The sequence below is a fragment of the Streptomyces sp. NBC_01716 genome, assembly GCF_036248275.1.
GTDB lineage: Bacteria > Actinomycetota > Actinomycetes > Streptomycetales > Streptomycetaceae > Streptomyces.
Genome location: NZ_CP109181.1, coordinates 5,339,629 through 5,357,419 on the forward strand (window position 1 = coordinate 5,339,629; position 17,791 = coordinate 5,357,419).

The window sequence follows — 17,791 nt, forward strand, 5'->3', positions numbered from 1 at the left end:
CGTCGCACGACCGGGTGTCGGAGCTGACCGCAGTCGGCGCACTCCTCGAACGTGGCGGGGTCCGCGCGGTAGCAGCGATGGCAGATTGGGCCTTCGGGGCGCCGGGCAGTGACGCGCTGGCCTTCACGGTGGCAGCGTGCGCAGGTTTCGCGGTTGCGGCTTCGGGCGTCGCACGAACCGCAGACTCGCCCTTCGGGGCGGAGTTGCCGCAGGTCGGACCGGATCTTTCCGCAGTGCGCGCATCCGGGGCGAACGACCGGATGTCCGGCTTCGTGCAGCACCTCGGCCAGCCGCAGTAGAACCGGTGGGCAGAGAGAGCTGCCCGAGGTCAGGGCGTCAGGGTGGGCGGCCATGTGATCGGCCAGCTCCTCCAGGAACCGAGCGGCGCCGCGGACGGGGATCGGCACCGCCGTCTCCAACGCCGCGTTCGCGCCGGCGGTACTGAGGGCCGGCAGAGCCGTGGTGACCTGGCCAACGGCGGCGTTCGTGGCGGATTCCATCCGAGCCGCTTGCGCGGCGAGTCGGGCGATGACCGACGGGGCGGTTGGCGAGGGTGCGGTCACAATCCCTCCGGTCGTCGGATCGAGGTCCGGCGCACGGCCGGGAGCGGGCCGGGCGTCTCGCCGCCAGCGGTCTTGCGTACCTCTTCATTGACGACCTGGACCTCGATGAGGTCGTTGGGCTGGCAGTCGAGGATGTCGCACAGAGCCGCGAGGGTGTCCATCGACATCCGCTGCGGAGGCTGCGTGACCAGGCGGAAGACCTGCTCGCGCGAGAGGGCGACGCCCCGTTCGGCCAGCAGCGGCACCAGGTCGGTGGTCTGGAACATCTCCCGGTCGGCCATGAGCTTGCGCAGGTTCCAGCGGTAGCCCATCTTCTTGATCACTTCGGGTCCTCCCAGATGCCGGGGTAACGCTGGCCCAACTTCTTGTGGACCAGCCGGTTGCGGTACTCGTCCGAGACGCCGGTGTAGAGGGCCGTCGTGCTGGCATAGCCGTGACCGGCCTGGTCCTGAATGAACCGTTCCGGATAATCAAATTCGGTCAAATGCGTGATATAGGAATGTCTCAGGCAGTGCAATTCGAGTTCTTCGGGCAGGTCAGCGGCCTGCTTGGCGGCCTCGAAGGCTTCGTTCGCCGACCGGCGTGACAGGCGCCCGGAGCGTTCGGTGACCCAGATCGCGGGGTGCTTTCCCACGTTGAAGCGGGGTCGGACCTCGGTCAGGTAGTGGTCGAGGTCGTCGACGATCCAGTCCATCTCGGGGACGGTGAAGATGGTGCGGCGCTTGGGTGGACTGCCCTTGGAGGACTTGCCCCAGCGTACGAACACCGCCCCGTGGCGCTTGTACTGCGGGGCCTTCGGATTGCGTCGCAGGTCGGCGAGGTCGAGGCCGACGTTCTCTCGCCGCCGCATGCCGTAGGCGTAGTAGGTCTTGAGCAGGGCGGAGTCGCGCATCGCGGTCAACGCACCCTTGCGGCCACGCTTCCGGATCTCCTCGACCCGCCCGTCGGCGGCGTCGAACAGGTCCTGGATCTCGTCGTAAGTCAGCGGCCGGCGGCTCGGGTCGCCCTCGTACTCGCTGACATGGGTGACGGTGTTCCACTCGTGCAGGATCTGGACCGGTACTTCACCGAATCGTTCCTGGCAGACGGACATCCAGCCGTAGCGCGGATCGGTGATGAACTCGCAGAACAGCCGCAGGTGGTTCTGGTAGTTGCGGCCGCTCGACATCGTGAACGTCGGCGTCTTCGTGCGCAGGTGGTCGATGAACGCCTCGAACTCCGCCGGCTGCCACTGCCACGGGTACTGGTTGGAGAACTCGGCGAACCGGCGGACCAGCGACAGCCGCGGCTTGATGGTCCCCTCCCACTTCAGGAAGCGGGCCCGCTGCTGCTTCGTCCACCCCTCCAGCATGGCCTCGAACACGGCAGGCGCGGGGTCCATGTAGGAAATCCCGTCCACGAGCATCAGGTGTGCCGCACCCGCCAAATCGGCCGCTTTCGCCACTCCAACCTCCGTTGCGTTAGACGCATCATTGTTGGGATGACATCAGGGAAGCGCAAGAGCCGCTGGTAGATCGCCTGCAGAGTGCGAGAGGCTGACGGAGCAGAGGCCCATCACCTGCAGATTCGCGCTTACTTGAACCCTGCAGAGTGCTGCATCAGATGCAACTCCGCCCCGTTCTCCACATCCCGCATCCCCGACAAGTAGGCGATGACGATCCAGCAGGCCGTGCGCAAGAAGGACAGCTCGTTGGCCAGGGTGAAGGGGCTGAGCCTCGGCCGCCAAGGGCCGCCCGAGCCGGGCCACGGCGACATCGGTGTCTCGAGCCCGCCCTCCTCGTAGCCGATTTCTTTCCCGGCCTCGACCATGAACGCAAGCACGTGTGACGTCTTGGCGACACCGGCGAGGAGGGAGACGAGTCGGTGGTTGGGCGCCTGGGGCACGCCGTCGACGACGACGGCGCCGGGCACGGTGTGGGCCGTCCCGAGCGGGACTGCGGGGATGCCCCGCCCGGCCTCGCGCCGTTCTGTGATGAAGGACAGCACACGTTCTCGCGCCTGGCCCTGCACCAGACGGCGGCTGTTGCGCGCCGCTTCGAGTGCGGCGATCTCCTTCTGGGTGGCGAGGATGTCCCCGCTCGCCGCCTCTACGTAAAAGATTGCCGCTCGCAGCAGGGGAGCGAGGACCTCCTCAGGGATGCGGGGCGTGGTGTTCTCGCCCTTTACGCGCTGGAGTCCGACGACACCGTAGGCGCTCCGGCCGTTCCACGGCAGGACGCCCAGCCTGTCCTCGGACAGGAATGGTCCGTGGGCCGACAAGTGCTTCAGGAAGGTCACGTTGCGAACCGCGGTGTGTGGGCTGCTCTTCCACCTCTTCAGTGCGGCGTCCAGGTGGGTGTGTTCCACGTCGGGTAGCCGTGGGGCGCCCACTGCCTGCAGATCGTCCATGACGACGATGAACGTGCGCAGCTCGGTGGCTGCCGTCGTCGCCTTGAGCGGCCCCAGGCCCAGCGAACCCCGGCTCAGGCGGGAGGCGATGTACTCCTTCGCCGCGCGTCGCGTCACAGGGTCGGCGATCTGCGTGAAGTCGAGCCGCCACGTCCGCCAGGTGCGGGGAAGTACGCACCGTAGGTCCCAGATGTCCTCGGCCAGGCGCGGGCCACGGCTCGGCAGCCCGACCGTGAGGCGCTTGGGGAGCACGAACTCTGCGGAGTCCTCGGACGGTGTCAGGTCCTGCTGCTCCGACCTGGGGTGGGGTACGGCAGTCACGAGATGACCTCCAGAAAGGAGGAAGGCAGGAGCAGGCGATCACCATCGGCCTCGGCGATGGCCTGGGCCGTGGCGAGCTGTCGCGTACTGAAGCGGGCACGGACACCGTGGACGATGCGATCCCATGCAAGACCGAACCGTGCGTCCCACTCGGCGGTGGCGTACTCCTCGCGCTGCCGCTCCAGGAAGTCCAGGAAGGACAGCAGACTCGGCAGGTGACGGCTGGTGAACACCGCGTTCGGGCACTCCAGACAGCCCCAGGCCGGGACCGGGCAGGCGGCTCCCGGTTTGCGGGCGAACGGGGAGGCGAAGAAGTCGCGGCAGGAGGCAAGCCACACGTCCTGCTCACCGGAGAGTGCCGACTCGATCTCCTGCGCGCTCAGCGCGGCCTCACCGTCGTCGAGTCGACCGCCGACGTCCGAGAGCACCACCGGCGGGGCCAGAGCTGCGCCGAGCGCCTGTTCAAGACCTGCCTCCACCGCCTGCTCGTGCGTCTCCTTGTGGGCATCGATATCGGCGTAGTGCTTCGCCGCGACCGGCCGGGTGTGACCGGCTGCGAAGTCCTCCAGCACCCCGCCGGCCCGCAGGTACTGCCGGGACTTGACGGTCTTGCGTACTCGGCGCAGGTCAAGGGCGACGGGTTCGCCGTTGCTGTCGGTGAGGCGGTCGAGCCCCCGCCTGGACATCCACTCCCGCGTCGCGCCCGACCATGGGGTCAGCCCGTCAAAGGGTGCGCGTGCTTGTCCGTGGCTGCTGACGTCGCACCAGAGCGCGTCGGTGCCGACCAGATCACGTGTCCTCTTCGTGAGACGCGAGGCCAGCCGGATCACGCCGCCGGGAAAGCGCAGCGAGCCGCCGTCGGAGACCCTGATCGTCTTGTGCGTCGAGCCCGGGGCACGCTTCTTGACGTAGGTGACGCTGACGAAGCCGCGTGCCGGGCTGACCAGGCAGTCTGAGCGCAACTGCCGGAGGCTCTCGGGTTCCATACCCGTCTGGCAGGCCAGCAGGAGGAGGAAAGGCACCAGGTCCCGTGCAGTGAGGTGGAGGCGGCTGTTGAGCTCCGGTCTGCCGCCCAAGGGGCGCAGGATCTTGTACGAGACGTCGTCGGCGGTCAACGGCCCGTGGCGGGCGATGTACCAGAGGACGTTCTCCACTTGGTCCCAGCCGTGCTGACGTGGGTCACGGCCGGTGGCTGCCAGCTTCTCGCTCTCCAGGATCCGGTCACGGATGCGGGCGATGTCGTCCCGGGCGGCATTCTCCAGCGCGTCCAGCACCGGGAAGGGGTACGCGTCGAGCGGGTTCGTCGCCCGGTGGGCTGAGGCCGATGTGAATCCCAGCCGCGCATGAAAGGCCGCGTCGAAGGCGTCGGGGTGCGCCTCGTGCACCAGCTTCAGCAGCCGCACGAGGTACGTCATGGTGAGGTACGGCTCCTTGCTCCGCTCCCCGTACTGGACGCGCAGCTTCTGCTCGAACGCGTCCAGGAGGTCGGGAGCCAGGTCGCTGAGGTGCAGATCAGCGGCAGCCGCAGGCAATGCCGCGGCGGTGAACTCGACGAACTCACGGATGCGCCTGACGACGTATCGGACGCCGTTGCGGTCACGCATGGTGCCGGGGCTGCTGATGACATCGGCGAGGGCACCGGCCAGGGCGCGGGTGAGACGCGGACAAGGAAGCTCCGACAGATCGATGTGCTCGGGAGTTCCGTCCAGATCCACGGCGAAGACCACGGGGCCGATCGACGGGACGGGGTCCGTCGACGCAGGGGCGCTGACCTCGGCGGGGAAGCGGACGCGGCGCGGGCTCACCGGAGCTCCTCCGTTTCCGGGCGGACCTGCTCGAAGGCGGCGGCCTGTTCGTCCCAGTCGTCGAGAGCCGCAAGGACGATCTCCTGGGCCTCGTCCAGCACGTCCAGGTAGGTGTAGACCGTTGCCTCGTGACGGTGGCCGAGCAGCAACTGGAGCCTGCGCAGGGGGTTGCCGATGAGCAGGCGCTTCACCTCGGCGTGCGTGAACCGCCGGTCCTCCCGCATGCCGAGCGCCCGGACAGTCTGCCGCAGCAGAAGCCCCAGCATGTGGACGGCGAAGGAGTGCCGCAGGGTGTGCGGGTGGACATCGAAGTCAAGGCCGAGCACTGAGCACCGCTCGTTCGCTCGCCGGAACACCGACTGCCAGGTGCCGGCGCGCAACGGCAGCCCGTTCTCCCCCAGCCACAGCGACAGGGGTCCGCTCGCGCGGCCGTGACCGTCGACTCGCAGGAGCCGTGCTCGGTCCATCGTGCCGATCCGCGAGTACGACCAACTGGTGCCGGAGTCGAGCGCCAGGGCGTGCCGGTTCGCCCGGCGCACCGGAAGGCGATCCGCGCACGCCTCGTACACCCCCTCGACGCGCCGCCGCTGCATGAGCTCGTCCCGCTCGATGCCGACGTAGTGGTGCAGGTCACGGGCGACCCGGGGGCGGACATACACCGTCCGTGCCCTGTTGCGCTTGGCCACGGCGGCCGAGACAGTGATGTCGCCGAGCACACGTTTTCCGGTGACCGGCGGCAGTTCCGCCGTCAGCAGGCTCGTGGCTTCGCCCAGGCGCATGCCGGTACAGATCAGCAAGTCGGCGAAGAGGGCGTTGCGTTCGCCGTTGCGCCCCCGCCAGGCGGGATCGGGGGAGCCGTCCGGCAGCAGCCCCCGCAGGCCGATGTCCCGCCAGAGCATGAAGTCCTCGTGCGACAGGAACCTGATCGGCTGCCGGGGCACCTCGGGCTCAGCGGCGGCGTTGACCCGAACCCGCTTCGGTCCCTGGGGCGACACCACGGTCTTGTCGACGTATCGGAACGGCTCGGCCGACAGCAGCTCCTCGTAAAGCGACCACTGCACCCACTTGTCGAGCGCGGCGATCGAGCGGTTCCAGGTCGCCACCGACACGCTGCCCGGTCCGCTGCCGTGCAGCCTTACGGCCTTGTACGCGCGCAGGTCCGCGCCGTCCGAGTCCCAGATGGATTTGCCGCCCCGGGACTCGTGGAGGAACCGGCAGTAGAGCATGACGTCGGTGCTGTAGGCGATCCGGCTGTTCTCCGACAGCACACCCCAGTTCTTCAGGTCGCGCAGGAAGCGGTTCAGGTGGAGGTCGTAGCTGCCGTCGGGGCCGAGGACGAAGGGCCTGCCGTCGTTGGCGCCGACTCGCTGAAGTACGGAGTCTCCGTCGAAGGGAAGTGGGTCGGTGGATGATCCGCCGAGGGTCGTCCGATGCAGCAGCACCGTCGTCTCAGGATCACTGTCAGTTTCTTCCGCGTCCGCCGTGTGCAAGTCGCTCTCCCCGTACGAGACATGCTGTACGCGCACATAACACAAGGAGTGTTGAGACAGTTACGGGTGCCGACATAAACGACCCCCTGAACCTTCTCCCGGTCGACGGCCCCACGAACAGCGGCAAGGGCGACTCGGGCCCCGCCTCCTGGCTGCCGCCGAACAGGACGATCCGCTGTGCCTACGCGGTCCGCTTCGCGCAGGTGGCCCTCAAGTACGAGATGCCGGTGACGGCCCCGGACAAAGAGATGATGCTGCGGCAGTGCGGTGAAATCCGACGTGAACGGTGAGAGGACCCCGGCGGTGCCGCCGGGGTCCTCGTGTGGCGTCAGCCGTGCTGCTTGGCCCGGCGGCTCCGGTTGAAGACCATCGCGCCACTGGCGAAGACGACTGCGCCCAGGCCCGCCACCGCCGCAGGCACGGCGACGGCCGACTCTTCGGTGGAGGCCGCCAGCTTCTCACCGGCCGCGGCGTGGTTGGCGTGGTTGGCGGCGTGGATCGGGTCGGCCTTGGTGTTCTTGAAGTCCGCCCCGAGCGCCTCGACCTCGGCAGCCGACTTCTCGCCGCCCGCCAGACCGGTGACCTGACCGCTGCCGCCGTCGAAGACGACGTCGGAGCAGGAGAAGAAGTTCTCCTGGCTGTCCGAGCGGATCCACTGGATGAAGAGCATGTGCTGACCGCTCCGCTGCGGTAACTGGAGGTTCCAGTAGTAGTGGCCTCCCTCTGTGCCCACACCACCGGACTGCGGCGGGTTGGTCACCGTCTGGAGGTGGTCCAGGTCGCCCCACGCGAGGGCCTTGGCCGGGCTCCACCCGCTCTTGGTGAGGTACACCTCGAACTTGCCCGGGTGAGCGGCCCAGTTGCTGTACTTGAGCTGGATGTTCGCACCCGAGGACAGGTGCGTCTTCGGCCAGTCGGTGCGGACCGCGTTGTACGCGGAGAAGTTGTACGGGCTCCGGTCGCCCGCGCTGCACAGCTTCCCGTCCGGGACGTAACCCGCGCCCCTGCCGCCGGCGTTGGAGTCCAGAACGGCGAACCAGTTGTACAGCGGGTTGGTACCGCTCTGCCGGACCGCCTGGGCACAGGCCGGGTTGGACGGCATCTGGGTCGAGCTGTTCTGGATCAGGTCCTTGTAGCACAGGCTGGTGCGCGAGCCGGGCATGATGCTGACGCCGTGCGCCGATGCCGGGGACGGCACGGACAGCACCGCGGCGGCAACGCCCGCGACCCCGGCTAGGGCCAGCGTGCGCCGGGCACGGACCGAGTTGATGGCCATGAGGTGGTCTCCTTCGTGAAGGTTCTCTTTCAAGTACTGACCGATCGGCGGGGATCTGTCGTGGGCGTCGCCCTGTGCCTGAAGCCGACCGGGAGGAGGGCAGGCCGGAGCAGACGGGCAGAGTCCCGTGACGCGGGTTTACTTGCGTGTTCTGGGCAGTCCCGGACCCGGCGATCAACCTGACAGAGGGTCTGGCGTGCGGTGGGGGGTACTGATGGGAGCGCTCCCACAAGCAACGTAGCGCGCGCGAGTTGAGTAGTAAATGCCCTCGCGGCGTCTGAAGAAGCCTTGGCTTGATCCGTCGATCCGGGCTCGATGGCGCGTTCTGCTGATTCGCCATTCAGCTCCAAGTATTGACAGGGCTAGGTCAAGACTTAACGATGGGAGCGCTCCCATCGTTAAGAACGTGCAACTGAACCGGGCTTAAGAGCACATCTTCCCCCTTGGGGTGAAGATCCAAATTCCTCCGGAGGTAGTTCGCACATGACACCCCTCACCACCTCAGCCGCCTTACCCCAACGACGAGTCCGCCGCGGCTTGGTCGCTCTCACCGTCGGCGCGATGCTCCTCACCGGCGGCGCGGTCACCGAGCTCACCACCACCCCCGCCTCCGCCTCCGCAAAGGCCGCTGCCCGCGTGGACAACCCGTACGCGGGTGCCAAGGTGTACGTGAACCCGGAGTGGTCCGCGAAGGCCGCGGCCGAGCCGGGCGGCAGCAGGATCTCCAACCAGCCGACCGCCGTGTGGCTCGACCGCATCGCCGCGATCAACGGTGTGGCCGGCGGAATGGGCCTGGACGCCCATCTCGCCAGGGCCGTCAGCCAGGGCGCGCAGACGATCCAACTGGTCATCTACAACCTGCCGGGCCGTGACTGTTCCGCCCTCGCCTCGAACGGCGAGCTCGGCCCGACGGATCTCGCCAGGTACAAGACCGAGTACATCGACCCGATCGCGGCGATCCTGGCCAAGCCGGCCTACGCCAACCTGCGCATCGTGAACATCGTCGAGATCGACTCGCTGCCGAACCTGGTCACCAACGTCTCGCCCCGCCCGACCGCGGTCCCGAACTGCGACGTGATGAAGGCGAACGGAAACTACGTCAAGGGTGTCGGCTACGCGCTGGCCAAGCTGGGCGCGGTCCCGAACGCGTACAACTACGTCGACGCGGGTCACCACGGCTGGATCGGCTGGGACGACAACTTCAACGCCTCCGCGAAGCAGATCGCCGAAGCCGCGAAGGCCGAGGGCAGCACACTGGCCAACGTGCACGGCTTCATCGCCAACACCGCGAACTACGGCGCCACCAGGGAGCCGTACTTCAAGATAGGCGACACCGCCAACGACGGTCCGATCCGCGAAAAGGCCAAGTGGATCGACTGGAACCGCTACGTCGACGAGCAGTCGTTCGCCCAGGCGTTCCGCACCGAGGCCCAGAAGGAAGGTTTCTCCTCGAACGTCGGGATGCTGATCGACACCTCCCGCAACGGCTGGGGCGGCTCGGCCCGGCCGACCGCCGCGGGCCCGAGGACCACCTCGGACACGTACGTCAACGGCGGCCGCATCGACCGCCGGATCCACCTGGGCAACTGGTGCAACCAGAAGGGCGCCGGTCTCGGCGCACGGCCCCAGGCGGCCCCGGCAGCCGGTATCGACGCGTACGTCTGGGTCAAGCCCCCGGGTGAGTCGGACGGCGCCAGCAAGGTGATCCCGAACGACGAGGGCAAGGGCTTCGACCGGATGTGCGACCCGACGTACACCGGTAACCCCCGCAACGGGAACAACCTGTCCGGCGCCCTGCCGGACGCGCCGCTCTCCGGCCACTGGTTCCCGGCCCAGTTCCAGGAGCTCATGAGGAACGCCTACCCGGCGCTCTGACCGACGCCCCGAGCAGTCGCGGTATCCGTATCGCCCCGTGAAAGCGGGCGGGTGCGGGCCCGGTCTCCGACCGGACCCGCACCCGCCCCATGTCCCCACGGTGTTCAGGCGAGTTCACCGCCTCCGTGCCTCCTTCGTGATCCTTGGGGTGCGGGAGGGAAGTGAGGTCGGCCCAGGAGCTGACGGCCTCCCCGTCCCGGAGGCCGTACTAAAGCAGTGGGGCGCCGGGCCGCGTGCCCTTAACCTGCCCGCATGGATCTCACCGTCACCACCCTCGCCGAACGTCCCGGACTCGTCGGGCCGATGTGGCGGATGCTCGACACCTGGCCCGAGTTCATGCTCCATGACCCCGTGGGCTGGGCGAACATCGGGCGGATCGTCGGCGAGCTGCCCGAGTACGTGCTCGTCGGTACGGACGAGGAGGGGACCGTCGTGGCACGCGCCTTCAGCGTTCCCCTCCAGCTCCACGCGGAGGGACGCGAGACCCTGCCGCCCACCGGCTGGGACCAGGCGCTCCTGTGGGCCTTCTCCGATCTGCGGCGCGGCAGGAAGCCCGACACCGTCTGTGCCGTCGAGATCACCGTCGCCACCGACCGGCAGGGCCGGGGCCTGTCCGGCAGGATGCTGGCGGCGATGCGTGAGAACGCCGCGAGCCGCGGCTTCACCGAACTGCTCGCCCCCGTAAGGCCCAGTGCCAAGCACCTGGAGCCGCACGCCGCCATGGACGAGTACGCACGCCGCGTACGGGACGAGGACGGGCTGCCGTACGACCCCTGGCTCCGCGTCCACGTACGCGCGGGCGGCGTCATCGAGTCCGTGGCGCCCGCCTCCATGACCGTCAGCGGATCGGTCGCCCAGTGGCGCGAGTGGACGGGGCTCCCGTTCGACACCGACGGACCCGTCGTCGTACCCGGAGCGCTGATGCCCGTGCACTGCGAGGCCACACGCGGATACGGTGTCTACGTCGAACCCAACGTGTGGGTGCGCCACCGGATCTGAGCGACAGATCCCAGGTGCGGGGGCAGGGGGATTCACACGGCGGGCCTCGGCCGGCGGTGCCGCTGTATACCCTCGATACGCTTTCGCCGACGTCCCCACCGGCCTGTCAGGAGCAGCATGCACGGCCCCGGAATAGCGCAGCCCCCGCCGAGCGGCACACCCTCGCCGGGCATGCTCGCCTTCCTGCGAGTGATATTCGTGGGATTGCCGCTGTTGACCTGCGGCTTCCTCGCCTGGGCGGCGACGCTGCGGGTGGCGATCGTGACCCGGTCCGCCCTGAACTGGTGGCTGGTCGTCGGGAACGTGGCCCTCTGCGCCGTGTGGGTCTACTTCCTCGCCCAGGACGACACCGACGACTTCAGCAGCCCCGAGGGCAACATCGGCGTGTTCGGCATGCTGTTCACCGGTATCGCGTCCGTCACCCACTTCCTGTTCGTGGACATCAGGCACTACGCGGGCCGCCGGGCGCCGTACGCCGGTTACTACCCGCCGCACATGGCGCCGCCGTACCAGCCGCCGGCCGCCAATTCCGGTTACGGGTACGGCGGTCCGACCCGGCCCATGGCCGGCCCGCAGCAACAGCAGCCGCAGCAGCCGCAGCCGCCGTACCCGCAGCCCGGCCCCCAGCCCGGCCCCGCCAACCCCGCCCCTTCCCAGCCCAACCCCTCCACGCCGCCGCCCCGGATCGACCAGGTCCGCGCCGAACTGGACGAGCTGAGCGACCTCCTGCGCCGTGACAGCGGCGAGGGCGACAGACGGTGAACGCCCGCGTCGTCGCGGACCGTTACGAGATGGCCTCGCTCATCGGGCAGGGCGGCATGGGCCAGGTCTGGACGGCGTACGACCAGCGCCTCGGCCGCCGCGTCGCCGTCAAACTGCTGCGCCCCGACAAGATGGCCGCCGACACCGCCGCCGAGGACATGCGCCGGCGGTTCGTCCGCGAATGCCGCGTCACCGCCCAGGTCGACCACCCCGGCCTGGTCACCGTCCACGACGCGGGCAGCGACGGCGACGAGCTCTATCTGGTCATGCAGTACGTCGAAGGCACCGACCTCGCCGCCCACTTCACCGAGCACGCGCCCTACCCGTGGCAGTGGGCCGCCTCGGTCGCCGCCCAGCTGTGCGCCGCGCTCGCCGCCGTGCACGCGGTGCCGATCGTGCACCGCGACCTCAAACCGCGCAACGTGATGGTCAAGCCCGACGGCACGGTCCTCGTGCTCGACCTCGGCGTGGCCTCCGTCATCGACACCGACACCACCCGCCTCACCCACACCGGTTCGGTCATCGGCAGCCCCGCCTACATGGCCCCCGAGCAGGTGATGGGCGGCGTTGTCGGCCCGTACACCGACCTCTACGCCCTCGGCGTGGTCCTGCACGAACTCCTCAGCGGCACCGTGCCGTTCCCCGGCACGACCGCCCTCGGGGTGCTGCACCGGCATCTGTACGAGCCGCCCGTGCCGGTCCGCCGGATCCGCCCGGACATCCCCGAGGCACTGGAGGCGCTCGTTCTGCGGCTGCTCGCCAAGGACCCGCAGCACCGCCCCTCCGGAGCGCAGGAGGTGTACGAGGCGCTCGCCCCGCTGCTCCCGACGCGCGGGGTCATCGGCGCGCCCGGCACCGTGGGCCCCGGCGCCTCGCTCGGCCCGGCCCGCCCCTTCCTGCGCCCGCTCGCGCCCTGGCCCGACCGCGCGACCGCACCGCCGTCCGCCCCCGTACCGCCGAGGCCGGAGCACGTGCCCGGCCGGCGCCCGGATGTCGCCGCCGCCGTCGACGAGGCCAAGCGTCTCCTCGGCGAGGGCAGCATCACGCAGGCCGTGGACATCCTCGGCGGGATCCTGCCCGCCGCCGCGGCCGAGCACGGCGAACGCTCACCCGTCGTACGCATCCTGCGCAAGCAGTACGCGACGACGCTGATGGACGACGGCCAGTACCGCCGCGCCCTGCCCGAGCTGCGCCGCCTCGCCGACGACCGCGCGGCCGAGGCGGGCCCCGGCGACCCGCAGACGCTCCAGTACGGCTACGACGCCGCGCAGTGCCTCGAACAGCTCGGTGAGGCGCACGCGGCGCTCAACCAGTACCGTTCCCTGCTCTCCTTCTACGAAAGCGCCGCGCAGCCGGGCGCCGACCAGTCCCGCGTCTTCGACATCAGGCACCGCATCGGCAATCTGCTGCTGGCGGTCGGCGACCACTCCGGGGCGCAGCAGCAGTTGCAGCATCTGCTCTACGACGCGGAGCGGGTGTACGGCCCCTACCACCCGCTCCCCGTCGAGCTACGGCGCGGGCTCGACCGCAGGCAGCAGTTCCGGGGCACCACCCGGGGCAGGTAGCTCCACAGGGCTCCGGGGTTCACGACGGCGCCTCCGTACGGAGAGCACGGCGACGCCCAGCAGTACGAGCAGCGACACGGCTCCCAGCGCGGCGCCCGAGCGCAGCCCCGGCGGCCGGAACGAGCAGTCGACCGAGGTGGTCGTGCCGTCCGGGTCCAGCGGGAGGGCGACCAGGCCCAGCGACGAACCGGCCGACTTCCCGGCGCAGCTCCAGCCGGCGATCCGGGGTGCGGCGATGACGGCCGTTCCCCTGCTGCCGGGCGGCAGTTGGGCCCGTACGCCGTGGTCCGTGACCTCCACGGAGACGGCGCCGGTCTTCTTCATCCGGTCCACGGCGGCGTCCAGACGCGCCCGGTCCAGACAGGCGATCGTCCGCCTACCCCTCATCTCGCGGTCGAATGTGACGCGTTCATCGGCGCGTTCGGCGATCCCCAGCGAGGTCACGGCCGCGCGCCAGCGGGGCTTGTCGCCGCGCAGCTCGACGGGCGGGGCGTCGCCGAGCCTGGCGGTGCCGAAGTAGTCGGGCGCCCAGAGGAAGACCTCACGGCCGGCCGGGCAGGACCCGGCGACGGGGGCGGAGTAGACGCGCGAGCCGAGCAGCGTCTCCTGGTTGCGGAAGGGCGAGGGACCGTAGCGCGGCGGTGTGCTCTCCGGAGGCCGTACGGTCACCAGCGGCGGCACCTCGGCCCGGATCGGCTTCGGCGACGCGCCCTCCTCCGTACGGGAGCCCCCCTCCGTACGGAAGCGCGCGCCCACCGCGAACACGGCGTCCACCACAGGGCTGTCGAGGCTCTGCACCGCCCGCCCGTTCGACGTCCAGCCGGCGCCGAGCGCCCCGAGCGTACGGGTGAGCACGTCGGGTGTGTGACTGCTGTAGTAGGAGGAGCCCTGCCCGCCGAGCAGCATCGGATCGTTCGCGGTGATCTGCGTACGCCCCGGGTCGGTGCGGTAGCGCGGCCACCCGTCCACCTCGGCTATCGCGTCGGCGCGTTCCTGGTGCGCCTTGTCCCACGCCGGGTAGTGGTCGAGCCGGTCGAGCCGGGCCCGGTCGGCGTACGCGGTGGTCGCCGCGGCCTGCCCCGCGAGCCCGCCCACCAGCAGCAGCGCGGCCAGCGCGGCGTAACGGCGGCTGGGGCGTGTCGTGCGCAGCCGTACCACCAGCAGCGCGGCCAGCGCCGCCGCGAGCCCGTACGCGAAGAGTGCGAGGGCGCGTCGGCCGGTCAGCGCGTCGGTGGCGGCGAAGGCACCGGCCACGACGAGCACACCGGTGCCGGCGAGCAGCGGGCGGCGGGCGGGCCAGCCGTACGCCAGACACTTCCACGCCGCGATCACCAGCAGCCCGGACAGCACGAACGTCTGCCGGAACGGGCTGCCGTTGGGCGTCGCGAAGGCGTGCCACAGCAGATGCGTCGGCCCCCACTGCATGGACAGCGCGACCCCGCCCGCGAGTCCGGCCCACGCCAGCCGCTCGCGCCGGGGCACGGCCCCGTTGAACGGCAGTACGACGGCGAGCAGCAGAGCCCCGCCGCCCAGGAAGACGGCGGGCGTGAAGAAGTCGTACGTCGCGGGCAGCGCCCGCGCGAACATCTCGCTCCAGCCCGCCCGTTGGAACTCCGTCGTCCAGCCCGGGTACGCGTGCCCCGTCCCCATCACCACCGGCAGCAGCACGGGCGCGGCGAGCCCGATCCCGAGCAGCACGGTGCATGTGCCGCGCAGCATGATGCCCAGCCGCTCGCGCACCGAGCCGTCGGCGAGCAGGAGTTGGACGCAGAGCACGAGCGCCGCGCCGAGGGTCGCCATGTACGCGGTGTAGAAGTTGGCGATCCACGCGAGGGCGACGACGAGCGGGCCGAGCACCGGCCGGCGGCCCTGCCGCACCCACTCGCCGACCAGGCAGAGCAGGGGGAGGGCGATGAGCCCGTCGAGCCACATCGGGTTGTACGTCGCCTCGATGACGGACCAGCCGCAGAGCGCGTACGTGGCACCGAGCACCCCGGCCATCCACCACGGGGTGGCGGCGCGTCCCGGCCGCTTCGTCACGAGGGCGAGCAGCAGCCACGCCATCGCCGCGCCCGCCGCCGCCATCTTGAGGACGGTGATCACGTACACGGCGAGATCGATCCGGTCCCGTGGGAAGAGCCCCACCAGCAGGGCGAACGGACTGGTCAGATACGTCCCCAGGTCGGGCAGGAACGCCGTGCCGTACCCGGACTGCCAGTTGAGCAGCAGCCCGCCGTCCCCGCGCCCGTGCAGCAGGTCCCACAGCTTGGCGTGGAAGGGCACGAACTGGTTGCCCAGGTCATTGACGCTCCGGGTTTCGGAGCCGAAGGGGAAGCTCCGCGCCACCGCGTCACCCGCACAGACGGTGGCCACGGTGATCAGAGCGGCGAACGCGGCTGCCCGGCCACGCACGGATTCCAGGATCGGCATAGTGATCGAATATGTCAGTGTGGATCCCGGCATAAGGGGCGTTACCGCTTCAGTTCACTCGATGGCCGCTTGTAATTCACCACGGGACTCCACCGGTGACATTCGAGTGGGATGTCGTTCTTCGGTGCTGATCTCGATAGTGGTCCCGTGCTTCAACGAAGAGGAGATCGTCGACCGCTTCCACGACCGCGTGACCGATGAACTCGCCCTGCTCGAAGGGGAACTCGGGCATGAATTCGAGTTGGTCTACGTGGACGACGGAAGCCGGGACGGGACCCTGGAGCGGCTGGACGAGCTCGCCGCGGCCGACCCCCGCGCCCGTTACGTCTCCTTCAGCCGCAACTTCGGCAAGGAGGCCGCGATGCTGGCGGGTCTCCAGTACGCGAAGGGCGACGCCGTCGTCATCATGGACGCGGACCTCCAGCACCCGCCGGAGCTGGTCCGGCGCATGCTCGCCCTCCACGAGGAGGGGTACGAGCAGGTCATCGCCCGCCGTACGCGCAAGGGCGACCGCGTCACCCGCACCCTGGCCGCCCGTGCGTACTACCGGCTCATCAACCGTCTGATCGACGTCGAACTGGTCGACGGTGTGGGGGACTTCAGGCTGCTCTCGCGCCGCGCGGTCGACGCGGTGCTCGGCCTCGCCGAGTACAACCGCTTCTCCAAGGGCATCTTCGCCTGGGTCGGATTCCGCTCGACCACCTTCGAGTACGAGAACGCGGTCCGGGAGCAGGGCCGTTCCAAGTGGAGCTTCGGCAAGCTGCTCAACTACGGGCTCGACGGCATGCTCTCCTTCAACAACAAGCCCCTGCGCGCCGCGCTCTACCTGGGCCTGGTGCTGCTCTCGTTCGCTTCGCTGTACGCGGCGTGGATCGTCGTCGACGCGATGGTCAACGGGGTCGACGCACCCGGCTATGTCACACTTCTGGTGGCCGTCACGGCGCTGTCGGGCGTACAGATGGTGATGGTGGGAGTCGTCGGCGAGTACGTCGGCCGCATCTACTACGAGGTGAAGCGGCGCCCCCACTACCTGGTGGCGGCGACCGACGTGGACCGGCCGCGCGGGGTGCTTCCCACCAAGGAGCAGGAGCAGGAGCTCGTAGGCACATGAGGGTCCGGGGCCAGCTGATCAGGTTCGCGCTCGTCGGAGTCGTCAACACCGGTTCGTACTACGCCTGTTATCTGGTGCTGCTGACCTGGCTCCCGTACGTCGCGGCGCACGTCATCGCCTTCGTGCTCAGCATGATCGGCTCCTTCTTCCTCAACTCCTACTTCACGTACCGGACCCGGCCGACCTGGCGGAAGTTCCTGCTCTTCCCGCTCACCAACGCGGCGAACTTCACGATCACCACGTGCGGCGTCTATCTGCTGGTGGATGTCCTCGGACTCAGCCGTACGTACGCGCCCCTGATCGCGGCCGCGGCGGCGATCCCGATCACCTTCGTGGTCTCCCGCACGATCATGCTGCGACCCGACGACGCGGACGCCCCGGCGCGGGAGACGGCGCCGGTCGGGCAGCGGACGGGATAGGGCGAAGTTTTCGCAAAAGGACAGGGTGACTGGATCGGATCCGCCACCCCTGCCTAACATCGATCAACGCACGGTCGTTGTCACGATCCAGGAGGCACCCTTTGCACCGCCGCCGTCGCACAGCGCTCACACTCTCAGCCGCGCTCCTCGCAGCGGCCCCGCTCCTCACCGCCTGCGGCAACGACGCCCACCCCGGCGCGGCGGCCGTCGTCGGCGGCGACCGCATCGACGTGTCCGCGCTCCAGGCCCAGGTACGGGACGTGCGGGACGCGCAGCAGGCGTCCCCGCAGGGCGCCGAGCTGATCAAGAACACCGCCCAGCTCAGCCAGGTCAAGCTCAACAGCATGATCTTCGACCGGATCCTTCAGAAGGCCGCGGACGACGCCGGTGTGAAGGCGACCCGCAAGGACATCCAGTCCACCCGCCAGGCGGCGGCGCAGCAGTCCGGCGGCGAGGACCAGCTGGCGGCGATGCTGCTCCAGCAGGGCGCGCTCACCCCGGGCCAGATCGACGACGCGATCCGCCGCGAGGTGCTGATGTCGAAGCTGGCGCAGTCGCTGGGCGCGAACACCACCACGCCCGAGGGCCAGCAGCAGGTCCTCGCCGTGCTGGTCAAGACGTCGGAGGAGCTGGGCATCGACGTCAACCCGCGGTACGGCGCGTGGGACGTGAAGCAGGTCAGGCTCGGCGAGGCGAAGACGCCGTGGCTCACCCAGGTCACCAAGGAGGCCCCGCCGGAGCAGGCTCCGACGGGCGCGTGAGACGAGGCCGGGGCCCGGAGGTAAAT

14 protein-coding genes and 1 pseudogene are annotated in these 17,791 nt (G+C 69.5%); 8 read left to right on the forward strand and 7 right to left on the reverse strand.

Features of this window, described 5'->3' with window-relative positions:
• Window positions 1–559 precede the first annotated feature (559 nt).
• The 5 genes from OIE74_RS23585 to OIE74_RS23605 form a co-directional block, all read right to left on the reverse strand.
• Window positions 560–886, reverse strand: coding sequence for a helix-turn-helix domain-containing protein (locus OIE74_RS23585; protein ID WP_329386823.1), 327 nt, complete (start codon window positions 884–886; stop codon window positions 560–562).
• Window positions 883–2,007, reverse strand: coding sequence for a tyrosine-type recombinase/integrase (locus OIE74_RS23590; protein ID WP_329386825.1), 1,125 nt, complete (start codon window positions 2,005–2,007; stop codon window positions 883–885). Before OIE74_RS23590 ends, OIE74_RS23585 begins: the two co-directional genes overlap by 4 nt.
• Window positions 2,008–2,135: 128 nt before the next feature.
• Window positions 2,136–3,272 carry a hypothetical protein gene (locus tag OIE74_RS23595; protein WP_329386828.1) on the reverse strand — a complete coding sequence of 379 codons (1,137 nt, stop codon included), beginning with the start codon at window positions 3,270–3,272 and terminating at the stop codon, window positions 2,136–2,138.
• Window positions 3,269–5,077, reverse strand: a complete 1,809-nt coding sequence (locus OIE74_RS23600; protein ID WP_329386830.1) for a hypothetical protein — start codon at window positions 5,075–5,077, stop codon at window positions 3,269–3,271. Before OIE74_RS23600 ends, OIE74_RS23595 begins: the two co-directional genes overlap by 4 nt.
• Window positions 5,074–6,603 (reverse strand): tyrosine-type recombinase/integrase, encoded by a 1,530-nt coding sequence (locus OIE74_RS23605; protein WP_329386832.1) that lies wholly within the window; start codon window positions 6,601–6,603, stop codon window positions 5,074–5,076. Before OIE74_RS23605 ends, OIE74_RS23600 begins: the two co-directional genes overlap by 4 nt.
• Before the next feature lie 41 nt (window positions 6,604–6,644).
• Between OIE74_RS23605 and OIE74_RS23610 the strand changes: the two are divergent.
• Window positions 6,645–6,857, forward strand: a pseudogene (locus OIE74_RS23610) (HNH endonuclease); the annotation flags it as partial.
• 38 nt (window positions 6,858–6,895) lie between these two features.
• On the opposite strand, the gene OIE74_RS23615 reads toward OIE74_RS23610, so the two are convergent.
• Window positions 6,896–7,843 (reverse strand): lytic polysaccharide monooxygenase auxiliary activity family 9 protein, encoded by a 948-nt coding sequence (locus OIE74_RS23615; RefSeq protein WP_329386834.1) that lies wholly within the window; start codon window positions 7,841–7,843, stop codon window positions 6,896–6,898.
• 483 nt (window positions 7,844–8,326) lie between these two features.
• Here OIE74_RS23615 and OIE74_RS23620 point away from each other — a divergent pair, with 483 nt between their 5' ends.
• The 4 genes from OIE74_RS23620 (at window position 8,327) to OIE74_RS23635 (ending at window position 13,044) form a co-directional block, all read left to right on the forward strand.
• A complete protein-coding gene (locus OIE74_RS23620; RefSeq protein WP_443076206.1) occupies window positions 8,327–9,718 on the forward strand; it encodes a glycoside hydrolase family 6 protein in 1,392 nt (463 codons plus the stop codon).
• 252 nt (window positions 9,719–9,970) lie between these two features.
• Window positions 9,971–10,717 (forward strand): N-acetyltransferase, encoded by a 747-nt coding sequence (locus OIE74_RS23625; RefSeq protein WP_329386836.1) that lies wholly within the window; start codon window positions 9,971–9,973, stop codon window positions 10,715–10,717.
• A 117-nt stretch (window positions 10,718–10,834) separates the two neighbouring features.
• Window positions 10,835–11,479 (forward strand): hypothetical protein, encoded by a 645-nt coding sequence (locus OIE74_RS23630; protein WP_329386838.1) that lies wholly within the window; start codon window positions 10,835–10,837, stop codon window positions 11,477–11,479.
• Window positions 11,476–13,044 carry a serine/threonine-protein kinase gene (locus tag OIE74_RS23635; protein WP_329386840.1) on the forward strand — a complete coding sequence of 523 codons (1,569 nt, stop codon included), beginning with the start codon at window positions 11,476–11,478 and terminating at the stop codon, window positions 13,042–13,044. Before OIE74_RS23630 ends, OIE74_RS23635 begins: the two co-directional genes overlap by 4 nt.
• On the opposite strand, the gene OIE74_RS23640 is transcribed toward OIE74_RS23635, so the two are convergent.
• Window positions 12,988–15,474, reverse strand: coding sequence for a YfhO family protein (locus OIE74_RS23640; protein WP_329386843.1), 2,487 nt, complete (start codon window positions 15,472–15,474; stop codon window positions 12,988–12,990). The two genes, OIE74_RS23635 and OIE74_RS23640, sit on opposite strands and share 57 nt — an antisense overlap.
• 124 nt (window positions 15,475–15,598) lie before the next feature.
• On the opposite strand from OIE74_RS23640, the gene OIE74_RS23645 reads away from it, so the two are divergent.
• The 3 genes from OIE74_RS23645 (at window position 15,599) to OIE74_RS23655 (ending at window position 17,765) form a co-directional block, all read left to right on the forward strand.
• Window positions 15,599–16,585: a glycosyltransferase family 2 protein gene (locus tag OIE74_RS23645; RefSeq protein WP_329386845.1), complete on the forward strand. Its 987-nt coding sequence runs from the start codon at window positions 15,599–15,601 to the stop codon at window positions 16,583–16,585.
• The gene (locus tag OIE74_RS23650; protein WP_329386847.1) at window positions 16,582–17,004 is read left to right on the forward strand and encodes a GtrA family protein; all 423 of its coding nucleotides are present in this window, start codon (window positions 16,582–16,584) and stop codon (window positions 17,002–17,004) included. Before OIE74_RS23645 ends, OIE74_RS23650 begins: the two co-directional genes overlap by 4 nt.
• A gap of 101 nt (window positions 17,005–17,105) precedes the next feature.
• Window positions 17,106–17,765 carry a SurA N-terminal domain-containing protein gene (locus tag OIE74_RS23655; protein WP_329386849.1) on the forward strand — a complete coding sequence of 220 codons (660 nt, stop codon included), beginning with the start codon at window positions 17,106–17,108 and terminating at the stop codon, window positions 17,763–17,765.
• The last annotated feature ends 26 nt before the right edge of the window (window positions 17,766–17,791 follow it).

Bases quoted from the DNA above. Each gene is read 5' to 3' on its own strand.
- OIE74_RS23615 (WP_329386834.1), bottom strand. From the start codon at position 7,843: ATGGCCATCAACTCGGTCCGTGCCCGGCGCACGCTGGCCCTAGCCGGG.
- OIE74_RS23620 (WP_443076206.1), top strand. From the start codon at position 8,327: ATGACACCCCTCACCACCTCAGCCGCCTTACCCCAACGACGAGTCCGC.
- OIE74_RS23625 (WP_329386836.1), top strand. From the start codon at position 9,971: ATGGATCTCACCGTCACCACCCTCGCCGAACGTCCCGGACTCGTCGGG.
- OIE74_RS23630 (WP_329386838.1), top strand. From the start codon at position 10,835: ATGCACGGCCCCGGAATAGCGCAGCCCCCGCCGAGCGGCACACCCTCG.
- OIE74_RS23640 (WP_329386843.1), bottom strand. From the start codon at position 15,474: ATGCCGATCCTGGAATCCGTGCGTGGCCGGGCAGCCGCGTTCGCCGCT.
- OIE74_RS23650 (WP_329386847.1), top strand. From the start codon at position 16,582: ATGAGGGTCCGGGGCCAGCTGATCAGGTTCGCGCTCGTCGGAGTCGTC.